9 protein-coding genes and 2 pseudogenes are annotated in these 10,465 nt (G+C 46.7%); 6 read left to right on the top strand and 5 right to left on the bottom strand.

All coding sequences use genetic code 11. From position 1 onward, the window contains the following. Positions 1–388 precede the first annotated feature (388 nt). The 4 genes from L692_RS0120140 to L692_RS0120125 all read left to right on the top strand — a co-directional run bounded on the left by L692_RS0120140 (position 389) and on the right by L692_RS0120125 (position 3,492). The gene (locus tag L692_RS0120140) at positions 389–1,093 is read left to right on the top strand and encodes a hypothetical protein (protein WP_025701847.1); all 705 of its coding nucleotides are present in this window, start codon (positions 389–391) and stop codon (positions 1,091–1,093) included. A gap of 11 nt (positions 1,094–1,104) precedes the next feature. Further along, the gene (locus tag L692_RS33930) at positions 1,105–1,815 is read left to right on the top strand and encodes a CD3324 family protein (protein ID WP_025701846.1); all 711 of its coding nucleotides are present in this window, start codon (positions 1,105–1,107) and stop codon (positions 1,813–1,815) included. Positions 1,816–1,853: 38 nt separating this feature from the next. Further along, positions 1,854–2,237 (top strand): aminotransferase-like domain-containing protein, encoded by a 384-nt coding sequence (locus L692_RS0120130; protein ID WP_025701845.1) that lies wholly within the window; start codon positions 1,854–1,856, stop codon positions 2,235–2,237. A 244-nt stretch (positions 2,238–2,481) separates the two neighbouring features. Then, the gene (locus L692_RS0120125; RefSeq protein ID WP_025701844.1) at positions 2,482–3,492 is read left to right on the top strand and encodes a phosphotransferase enzyme family protein; all 1,011 of its coding nucleotides are present in this window, start codon (positions 2,482–2,484) and stop codon (positions 3,490–3,492) included. A gap of 147 nt (positions 3,493–3,639) precedes the next feature. Here L692_RS0120125 and L692_RS29570 read toward each other — a convergent pair. After that, a pseudogene (locus L692_RS29570) lies at positions 3,640–4,514 on the bottom strand (Rpn family recombination-promoting nuclease/putative transposase). 350 nt (positions 4,515–4,864) lie between these two features. On the opposite strand from L692_RS29570, the pseudogene L692_RS32025 reads away from it, so the two are divergent. Continuing rightward, positions 4,865–5,227: pseudogene (locus L692_RS32025) on the top strand (amidase family protein); the annotation flags it as partial. Between the two features lie 130 nt (positions 5,228–5,357). Here L692_RS32025 and L692_RS0120115 read toward each other — a convergent pair. After that, positions 5,358–6,980: a histidine kinase N-terminal 7TM domain-containing diguanylate cyclase gene (locus L692_RS0120115; protein ID WP_232238832.1), complete on the bottom strand. Its 1,623-nt coding sequence runs from the start codon at positions 6,978–6,980 to the stop codon at positions 5,358–5,360. A gap of 236 nt (positions 6,981–7,216) precedes the next feature. On the opposite strand from L692_RS0120115, the gene L692_RS29565 reads away from it, so the two are divergent. Continuing rightward, positions 7,217–8,494: a B12-binding domain-containing radical SAM protein gene (locus L692_RS29565; protein WP_036724692.1), complete on the top strand. Its 1,278-nt coding sequence runs from the start codon at positions 7,217–7,219 to the stop codon at positions 8,492–8,494. A gap of 58 nt (positions 8,495–8,552) precedes the next feature. Here the strand turns inward: L692_RS29565 and L692_RS0120105 are convergent, their stop codons facing one another. The 3 genes from L692_RS0120105 to L692_RS0120095 form a co-directional block, all read right to left on the bottom strand. Next, positions 8,553–8,732 (bottom strand): hypothetical protein, encoded by a 180-nt coding sequence (locus tag L692_RS0120105; protein WP_025701842.1) that lies wholly within the window; start codon positions 8,730–8,732, stop codon positions 8,553–8,555. 37 nt (positions 8,733–8,769) lie between these two features. Then, entirely contained in the window at positions 8,770–9,843 is a 1,074-nt protein-coding gene (locus L692_RS0120100) for an ABC transporter permease (protein ID WP_084463287.1), read from the bottom strand. Beyond that, positions 9,797–10,465 (bottom strand): ABC transporter permease (locus tag L692_RS0120095; RefSeq protein ID WP_025701840.1); only part of this gene is annotated, 669 nt, incomplete at its 5' end. The genes L692_RS0120100 and L692_RS0120095, both read right to left, overlap by 47 nt.

Below are 10,465 nucleotides of genomic sequence, written 5' to 3'. Positions count from 1 at the left end.
AAGATGAACATTGTCCCGAAGCCGAATGACATAGGAGTAGAGGATAAATTAACATGAAATTTGATTTGGCCCAAAACCAAAAAAGTAGACATGGTACGAATCCGGTATAGCATTGAACGGCTCGGCCTGTTCCAGGGCGGTGTGGAAATTGATTCTTCGCTCAACTCAAGCTGTTCCGGGGGACGATAATTAGGCATGCTATTCTGTTCAGATTGCTGTTGCTATGGCCCTTAATACCACAAGTAGCGGCAAGTCTTTTGGGGACTGTGTAAAGTTGGTTAAAGATATTCATTGCCTATATCCCATACCAATCTAATGCTATCCTTTTCATATATCAGATGCGCACCTGATTAATCCTAATTTGATAATGGAAAAGGAGATAAAAAGGATGGGTAAGGACGATGTCATTAAATCGATGCTTTCCGAAAAGGTAAGTATGACACCGGATGGTTTTGTTGCCGATCATTTAAGCTCAAAACAGTTTGCAGATTGCCATGAATTGTTTTTTGACGGCATTCTGGAAATTCATTCGTCCGACATAGCGGGAGTAGAGGGCTACGGTGAGTTTAATGAGGATTGTAAAACGGAATATGGGACCTGCGGGGAATTTCTGACCGATACGTTCGCAGATGGTAAAGAGGGGTACTGGTATAATTGGCGGGAGATGTTTGACACAACGGTTTTAGAACGTGATTTTTTCGAAAAATACTTTAAGGAAATGGCGGACAGAATTCCTTACTGTGAAGGACAACGTTATTTGGTTTATAACAATACGTTTTTCGCCAATATGATCACAGACGGCAAGACAACGGTCGGTTTTCCTGATTGGAGCAGATCCGGCATTAGCGATTTCCTTTTGGATTTTGTCATCATGGACTTAAATAAGCCCTACTTGAAGATACCGGAGTTGTTGGTTGAGTATTGCAAGAAAAGGGACATCGTCATACCTGATTTTCACGAAAGATTCTTATGCATGGCTTATTATAAAGGGATCGACACCTTGCGTTGGCATGCATCGATTGATGACACCGAGTCCTGCATGTCCATCATGAAATCCATCAGCGAATTGAAAAATCGAATTTACGCCTTATAGATGGTGATGAGATGAAATATGAGAATGCCAGCGATGTTCTACCGGAGGAACTATTGAAAGAAATCCAGAAATACGCGGCGGGGAAACTTCTTTATATTCCTTCTGGGAAAGAAAAAAAGGCATGGGGCGAAACGTCCGGTTATCGGGAACAATTGCAAAGACGCAATCGAATGATTCGCAATAAATACGCCCACGGGATCACGGTTTCGGAACTGGCGGACGAATACTTTTTATCTTTGGATTCCATTAAGAAAATCATCTATTTAAAGAAAGACGATGGACATTTAACCTATTCTCCGACATTAGAATCAGCTATACAATATGCGAATGTCGGGATGATCGAAGAATGGGTCCAATGCTATTTGCTGCTTACCCGGAATTCTGCTCCCGTTTTACATGATATTATGAAGGAAGATCTTCTATATTTCGGAGTCGTTAAGTTCCCGCTGCGGCTCATACAGTGTGAAGGAAACAATATCGGGGAGAACCGTGCAGATGAAAAGGATGACTATGTATCCGATCCCCCGCCGCTTCTTATTCAATATGAGGAAGGAAGGTTTTATTGCATCGTACAGCAAGAATTATTGGCTTCATTACAACAACGCAAAGTAAATGCTTACCCGACCATAATCGTTCTGAAAGGAAATGCCGGTTATAAAAGATTTATAAAGTACTATGGAAACGTATTATTCTATGTTGATAAAGAACGATTGAATGAATGAACTGGTTAGAGCACATTTGTTTAGGGGTGTCCATTTATATGAAGTCCGGGATGTATGCTCATCATGCGAAGCAAATGAAATCCTTGTACAATCATCGCATTAAACATCTAAGGGAAATTTCACAGCGATTATTGCCCAAAGAGTGCCTATATACAATCCAATCTAGCGGCGGGCTCTTCTCTGCAATACGCATTCCGGACTCCCGTACAGAAGATTTGGTCAAGCGAATGGAGAATCGTGGAGTTGATGTACTGCCAACCGATCCGCAATTCCTTTCATCTTTCCCCAAGCTTAACTTGCTGCGTCTTAGCATCATTCGGACCGATGAGCATGATATTGAAGAGGGCGTCAGCATCCTTGCCGAAGAATTGGAGCGTGCCCAACATACAAGCAGTTCCCCGAAGCCATTCTTTTGGTTATGAGCAGCCCATACAAAAGAAATCAACTTACATTATGCATAACCTTGTTTCTGTGATAGATTGACAATCATCCAACATCTGGATACGATCAAATTGTAATATTCCAATTAGAAAAGAGGCATATGTATGTCACCAGGCTTTCGTTTCATTAAGTTGAGGAAATAAGACGCATATCATTTTTAGATCCTGATAGCAGGGTTTATTTGGTTTGGCGTTTTATTCAACTAATGAGATGGAGGCAGTTTAAATGAAAAGTAGCGTCTCTTTTAACAATGAGATACTTGAGAATGCAGCAAAGCAATTTAGCACAAGTAGTAGCCAAGCCTCTTATATCGGAGGACACCAGAATATTGTCTACGAGTATAAACTGAATGGAGAAAGCTTTATTCTGAGATTAACTCCAAGTACAGGTCGTTCAGTGAGGCTAGTCCAGAGTGAACTGGATTGGATTGTGTTCCTTGCAAATAATGGCGTTTCAGTTTCAAAACCTGTTCTCTCGAAGAACGGTCATTTGACAGAAGTGATTCATTTGTCCGATGGATTTTATACTTGCGTTTCATTTGAAAAGGCTCGGGGAAGAAGGGTTGAATACCCGGAATGTCTTCAGGATCATGCTCTGTATGAGGAGCTTGGTCGGCTTACGGGCAAGTTGCACGCTTTGTCAAAAAGGTATCAGCCCCAAGATTGTAATGCCAAAAGACAGGATTGGAGCCAGAATTGGTTCCTGCAAAATATAGACCTGATTCCTGACTCACAGGTCGCCGTTCGTTATAGTTACTTGGAATTGGTCAAGACGATTAGCGCGTTGCCAAAAGATAAAAAATCATACGGAATTATTCATGGTGACCTCAATGTTGGAAACTTTATGGTAGATGAACATAGGGGAGTTACCCTTTTTGATTTTGATGAAGCCCAGTACAGTTGGTTTGTAGAGGATATAGCAGTACAACTGTATTATCTTGTTTATGTCTATGGCGGTGATGACGGAAAAGAATACCGGGAGGACCAAGCCCGCAGGTTCATGAATCACTTTATGAGGGGCTATATACTTGAGGATTCATTAGACGAATATTGGATTAAACAAATTCCGCTATTTCTAAGACTAAGAGAATTGATTGTATATATTGGTTCATTTAGAAACTGGGACGGGGATGAAACATTCAGCGGTTCAGACAATCAATGGTTTAAGGACTGGATTGCAGAAAGTAAATTAAGGATCGAAAACGAAATCCCTATTGTGAATATTTGGGGAATCTGACCGTTCAAGACTATGCCTTGAAGAACATATTCGTAATGATAATCCGGACGGTTGCGGAAGCAAAGTCTACTTTTTACTCACCTGCATAGCAGTTAAAAGCACGAAGAGCCAGTCTCCATAAGACTGACTCTTCAACCAATTGGTGGCTCAGTTTTGCTTCTTTAAAGCGATAATTTCAGCCTCAGACAGTCCGGAGGCTTTGACTATAATAGATGTATCCACTCCAAGCTTAAGAAGCTCTAAGGTCATCTGAACAGCTTTCTTTTTCTCGCCACGAGCTTCACCGCGGGCTTCACCGCGAGCTTCGCCCTCAGCTAACGCTCCCTCAATCATCGAAGCCTCATCATGCAGATATTTTTGTCTGTCTTCATACAATCGACGGGCTTCGGCATCCTGACTAAGAAATTCCAATGTATCTATCGCTTTTTTCAGCACAGGTTCGTTCATCGCCAGCACCTCCCAATTGGATTTATCGACGCCTTTCAAGAAGAGTAACCAGTTCACCAATCCACCACTCTCAACAGGAGCGGCGTGATCGCCAAGCTTGGGCAATTCGAGGAAATGCAGTTCCATGTCATCTATCAGCGGAATGCCGCTCCGGTCTTCACGTAGATGGAACACGTTATGATATTGATTGTTGGGCAAAAATGAGTAATTCAGAATGTTGATGGTTACACATTTCTTCAACATTTTATAAGACTGACCCTCTTGAAGCTGTCCACTGTATAGTTTACTCCAATAAAACATCGTCCGTTTTTCGGTATCGTATTTGTTGAACAGTTGCATTTCAACGTTGATAAATTCGCCATCTGAAGTTTTGCCACGAATATCAAGTATGGACTGTTTGTCGCGGGCAGCATCCTTTTCGGTATAAGGATTTAGCAGGACGATTTCACTAAAAGCGGCCTGCCGGCTTCAATAAAGGTTTTGTTCAAGAATGCAAGCAGGACATCCCGGTTTTCCTCACTGCCGAAGATGCGTTTGAATAAGAAATCATTTCGGGGATCAAGCAGTTCGTTCATCCGCAATCAACTCCATTCATCATTAGTATATCACGCTCACAGGTTCTTAGACACACGAACCAGGCACGCAACATGCGAATTCGCGTGTCGGCTTGACCTGCATGATTAGCGGTGGGATTCCCAGGGAAGCCTTCGTTGCTTTCGTGATTCTGTCGTTCTTTATGGGCGCAGCCGCGCCGCTCTTTAGTGGGCTATATATGGCAATGCTTCAGAGAGCGTCCGAGCCTGAAAAGCTGGGACGTGTCATTTCATTTGTAACGAGTATCACGGATCCGACTCTCACTGGCAGAGCCAATTGTCGAAAGGTACGGGGGTCAGATGTGGTTTTTCTGGTCAGGGGTTATTGTTGTCTCCAGCGGAATATGTCATCAAAAATGTGGGCTGGTTACAGTTCTAAAGGCGGACAGGTATCCAATCCATATGGCGATTTTTTTGTGGGTGGATCAAGTTCCGGTTCCGCTGTAGCTGTAGCGTCAAATTTTACAAGTGTTGCAGTAGGAACGGAAACTTCTGCATCCATTTTAAGTCCAGCTATACAAAATTCTATTGTTGGTATAAAGCCGACAGTTGGTTTGATAAGCCGTGCAGGAGTGATACCTTATTCCTATTCTCAAGATACTCCGGGACCAATGGCAAGGACAGTAGAAGACGCTTCGATCTTACTTGGTGTACTTGCTGGTAGAGACGATAATGACCCCGCAACTCACAGAAACAAGCCGTTGCTTGGTTAATAGTCGATACAAGAAGAGGCGTCTCCAGCATACCAAGGCAATCCAATTGCCATTTCACGCATACGGCAAGTGGAAATCAGCGGATTGCCCTGGTATTTCCTTTCCCACAACCTTACCTTACAACACTGATAATCCGGTTGCGCCCTTCATGCTTGGCCTGATATAAGGCCTTGTCCACGGATTCGAACAAATCATTCAGATAGGATTTGGGGCTTAGTCTATGTTCAGCCGAAAAATCATTAATGGACAGAAGTCCCATACTTATGGTAATCGATAACGAATGGGCCGTATTTTCGATGATGACCTGGTTCGACTCGACACTGGATTTAATCCGTTCGGCCAGAATCTTGGCTTGTGATTCATTCGTATCGGGCAGATAGATAATAAATTCTTCTCCGCCATAACGCGCTAAAATGTCAGTCCGACGCAGCGTCTGCTTGATTACTTTGACCGTGTTGCAGATGACTTCATCCCCGACTAAATGGCCGTAATTGTCATTGACTAATTTGAAGAAATCGATATCCAATAGAAGAATGGCAAAGGAAATTTGATGCTGCCTGTTCTTCATCACTTCGTTCTCGAGCTGCTGTGTCAAATAATGGCGATTGTAGCAACCGGTTAAGCTGTCGGTTATCGCCATCTGATTCAGTTTCTGATTGGTCTCTGACAGCTCGCCTTGTATTTTGAGCAAGGCTTCGTTGTGTTCTTGCAGGATTTTATTATGAAGATTGGTTTCATCAATGAGGCGCTGAAGCTCGGTGATATCCTGAAACGTGATGATTCGTCCCACCATTAGACCCCTGACCATGATCGGCGCAGCATGAATGTTGAGATGCCGGTTGATTATGGGATGCAGTAACTGGACTTCGCTTCTCTCCATCGGACGGTTCCGGTAAGCATGAAGAAAGCATTCGATATTGCCGGGGGTCGGTTCTTGCGGAAGGATGTCCTCCATATTGAACCGGTCGCCTATACGCAGATTCATTTGGGGAAGCAGCGACTGATTGATTTCTACCACAATTTCGTTATCATCCAGCACCAGAATCCCATGGTCGATCGTATCGATAATATCCTTATGGGCGATAGTCACAATATCAAACACTTTATCCCGGTGAATCGCAATAACAAAAATGATAGCAGACAGTAAGACGCCAACGGACGCCAATCCCGGGATAACCGGCAAATACCGGGACATGACGACATTCAGGAGTATGTCTATCAAGGTGAACAGGGCCACCACCAAAATCCCTCTGACCATGTGCATTACCTGTTTTTTGACACGAGGCGCGTTATCTGATACAAGCGTTAAATAGATGATATACAGCGAGACTGCGAAATGGATCATCAGGATCGTGACATTAAACCAAAAAATAGGCCCATAGATTCTTTGGATGTAACCGCCGTTTAAAGGGAGGACGAACCAGCCACCCGGATTGATGACTACACCGAGCGCCGACAACACCGCAGGTACAAAAAGAAACAGCAATACCTTTCTGCGCAAAAATTTCGATTGCCTGGTGAGGAGGATCGTAAACAGAAGCCATCCTGTGGTGAGTACAGGCGAGTTGACGAATGCCAACTTCAAGTAAAATAATTGAAAGGTAGGATTCTCCGTTGTTTTGATGGCAAACTGGCAGAAGGGCCACAGCATCATGGAAAAGTGGAATAATAAATAAAATTTATGCAGGTTCGTGATGGTAACGGAAGCAAATATGTATACAAACAGAGCAAACAAAACGCAGAATAATATTAAGTCAATCCATACCTCAAAACCCAATATATTACACCTTCTTGTTAATATTAGTTGTAATGAAGCTTTTTTGGCATTAGGATTTTATATCTTGCCTTTAATATATAATTAGAGGGGAAAGAATACAACATTTATCAGCTATCAGCTCGTTAGCGTCACACCATTAGAGGGAAAAATAGGGTCAATCTATTGTTTATGAACCGGATATATATGGGGGTTATATGAGAAAAAAGATTCTGCTGCTCCAGCCGGAGAACGAGAAGATCAACCGGTTCCGAAGGAAGCAATTTAACAACTTCGTCCAGATCACGATGCCGTATTTGGCGGGATTCATTGATGAGAGCAAGTATGAGATTACGCTTGTGGATGAGTACCGGCAGAAGATTCCCTTCCGCCATGCGTTTGATCTGGTGGCGATTACCGTGAATACGCCGAACGCCTACCACTGCTACCAAATCGCGGAGAAGTTCCGGGCAACAGGGGCCAGGGTGGTGATGGGCGGGCCTCATGTCACACTGCTTCCGGAGGAGGCTTCGCGGTACTGCGACAGTATCCTGATCGGCGAAGCGGAGGAGACCTGGCCGGCGTTTCTGGAGGATTTTTATAGAGGAAAAGAACAGGCCGTCTACCGGTCGGAGGGCATACCTTCTCTTAAGAATCTCCCTCTGCCGAGATGGGATCTCTTAAAGAGAAACCGGCTGATGAAGGGCGCGGTGTTCGCGACACGGGGCTGCCCTTACCGCTGCGCCTACTGCAATCTGAAGCAGATTTACCATGACCGCTTCCGCGTCCGTCCAATCCCGGAGGTGATCCGCGAAATCTCGCTCATGAAATCGAAGTTTTTCGTGTTCTGGGACGATAATTTTTTTGCGGATAAAGCCCACGCCACCAAGCTGATGGAGAGCCTGAAGCCATTGGGCAAAAAATGGGCCGCGCAGGTGACCCTTGCCGATTGCAATGATGACGAGCTATTGACGCGGGCAAGGGAAGCGGGCTGTCTGTATCTGTTCGTAGGGCTGGAGTCTTTTTCGCCATCGGCGCTGCGGGGCGTCAACAAAGGAATCAACCGGGTTCACTCGTACCGCGATATCGTCCGGAAGCTGCACAAGCACAAGATCATGATACAGGCCGGTATTGTGTTCGGCTTTGACGAGGATACACCGGCTACCTTCCGGCATACATTGGAGGCTTGCGAGGAGCTGGGGATTGACGGGGTAACCGTCAGCCTGCTCACGCCGCTTCCCCGAACGCCCGTCTATGCCGGGATGAAAGAGGAGCGGCGGCTGCTGAATGAGGACTGGAGTCTGTACAACGGCAAGACGGATGTCGTCTTCCGTCCCCGGAATATGACCTCGGAGGAACTGCTTGAGGGCTATCTCGATTTCCGCCGCCGATTCTATTCGCTGCCCTCCTTCATCCGAAGGATGCGGGTATCGCGGACGCATCTCTTTTACAATTTTATTATTAATCTGGGATATCGATTGGCCCTCAAGCGTTAAGGGGGGAAGCTACGCTGGAGGCCTATGCGGCTAAAAGGACGGCGAAGCCGCCTTTTGGTCAGATGTGGAATATTCCCGGCACCGAATTAATGACCAGATAAACGCCCAGTATTCGCAAAGGAAGCCTGGAGGCGGTCCCGTCTTTTCGAAAAAGCGCTACGGCCAGAGGACCAATGAAAATGTTAATGAGCAGTCCGGCAATCAATTCGGCGATGTTGAAAAATAGAGTTGAGTTCATATGGAATGGCTCCTTTATCTTTGCTTCGACAAAGCTTTTATTGAGCGCGCATTTTACGGGTGATCATGGTACAGGAAATGAGGATACCCGCAGCGCCGGTTCCCGCCAGCAGGCTCACCGGCAGGAGATGGGAGCGAAGTGAATCGGCGTGATAGGCAACGCTGTTTAAGCTCTGCATAGTCCAGTATCCCGGAATGCACCTGGAAACGGCCCGTATCCATTCAGGGGCGGATGCGTCGATCGGGAAGAATGATCCGCCAAGAATTCCTGTCAGCGCCGTAATGGCGGACCCGTATACCGTAAAGTTCTGATGGCTCTTGACGAACGGAACGAACAGCATGACGATGCCGGTCAGCGCGAGCAAATAGGACGCCAAGATGAGGGCTTCTGGTCCGATAGCCGCGACACGGATGTCCAGCGCATAGGTTGCCGCGATCAGGATGACGGCAATGTTCAGAATGCCGAACAGATAGGATGCCACAGTCTTGGAGAGAAGGTACTTGGCGAAGCTTACCGGGGTCCCGAGCAGTCTCTGAAGCGTTCCGTTCTCCCGCTCATCGACCAGTGTCCGAAACCCTTGGATAACGGCGAACCAAAGAAACATGACCATGAAGCCGTCCAGTCTTTGGCCGGTTTGTTCTTGCTTCCGCGAGTCGGTTATATCTGCCGGTCGGGCGGGCGACGCTGCGGATGTGCCTTTGGCAAGTGCGCCGATCTCCTCGGCGATGACAGGCTCCAGCTTGGCGCCATCTTCATTGCTGGCGCTTTGGAGAACTCTCGCCCTCGGGGTCATGCCGGAGACGACGGATTCTCCGAAGCCGCGGTCCAGCACAAGTCCCATGGTAATCTCGCTGTTCCCGATTTTGGTCCGGATCTCCGCCTCGGAAGCGGAGGAGACGGAAATTCCACTGTGGTCCGCAAGCCTGGCGATGAACAGCCTGGAATTCGCGCTCTGGTCGGCATCTGCTACATATACAGGGGTCTTTCCGCCGTCCAAAGACAGCGAGAACAGGTAGGCCAGCAGAATGGGAGCGGCCATAACGGCAAGCATAGCCGTCCGGTTTCTAAGCATCAGCCGGAGCTGCTTTGTGATCATGATGAACATCTGCATGTTCTCTCCACCTTTTTCCGTTTAGTAAGAATAGGGACAGCCCGAAAAATGCGGCGCCGATGGCGGCAAGCTTCAGCATATCCGGGTAAATCTCCCGCAGGCCGCCGCCTTGAAACAGGGTCAGGTAGCAATTGATGGCTTTCCCGTTGGGAATGGCTTGCTGAATGACCCGCAAGGCGCCAGGAAAGCTGTACTTGTCGACAAAACTTCCACCAAGAAAGCTGAAGCTGTACAGAATCGGCGTCGCGAAGCTTGAAATGGTTGCATGATTCCTCGCGGCGAATCCGCAGGCTAGCACTATCGCTCCCACGGCGAAGCCGTATGCGACTGTGACGAGCAAGACTTCGGGGATCCTGGGCCATACGACTCCGAATATGATCCGGCTGCCTGCGATGACGACCGTCATTTGAACGGTTATGGCCAGTGTAATTCCCAGCAGCTTTCCCAGCGCATACTGAATGGTCAGGGTGGGGGTGGAGCGGATTCGGGGCAGAGTATGGCTGAGCTTGTCTTTGACGATGCCGTGGGCCAGTTCGAATGCGGTAAGTATGGAGAACATGACAGCCATCGCCGTGGATTCGTATTCCATAATGTTCACCGGCTTGGTGTGAACCGCAACCAC

This window comes from Paenibacillus forsythiae T98 (assembly GCF_000520735.1).
Taxonomy (GTDB): domain Bacteria; phylum Bacillota; class Bacilli; order Paenibacillales; family Paenibacillaceae; genus Paenibacillus_AQ; species Paenibacillus_AQ forsythiae.
This window is presented reverse-complemented; position numbering and strand designations above follow the sequence as displayed.

Coding starts and splice junctions, on each gene's coding strand:
- L692_RS0120100 (WP_084463287.1), bottom strand. CDS start 9,843: ATGCAGATGTTCATCATGATCACAAAGCAGCTCCGGCTGATGCTTAGA.
- L692_RS0120105 (WP_025701842.1), bottom strand. CDS start 8,732: ATGAACTCAACTCTATTTTTCAACATCGCCGAATTGATTGCCGGACTG.
- L692_RS0120125 (WP_025701844.1), top strand. CDS start 2,482: ATGAAAAGTAGCGTCTCTTTTAACAATGAGATACTTGAGAATGCAGCA.
- L692_RS29565 (WP_036724692.1), top strand. CDS start 7,217: ATGAGAAAAAAGATTCTGCTGCTCCAGCCGGAGAACGAGAAGATCAAC.
- L692_RS0120130 (WP_025701845.1), top strand. CDS start 1,854: ATGAAGTCCGGGATGTATGCTCATCATGCGAAGCAAATGAAATCCTTG.
- L692_RS33930 (WP_025701846.1), top strand. CDS start 1,105: ATGAAATATGAGAATGCCAGCGATGTTCTACCGGAGGAACTATTGAAA.
- L692_RS0120140 (WP_025701847.1), top strand. CDS start 389: ATGGGTAAGGACGATGTCATTAAATCGATGCTTTCCGAAAAGGTAAGT.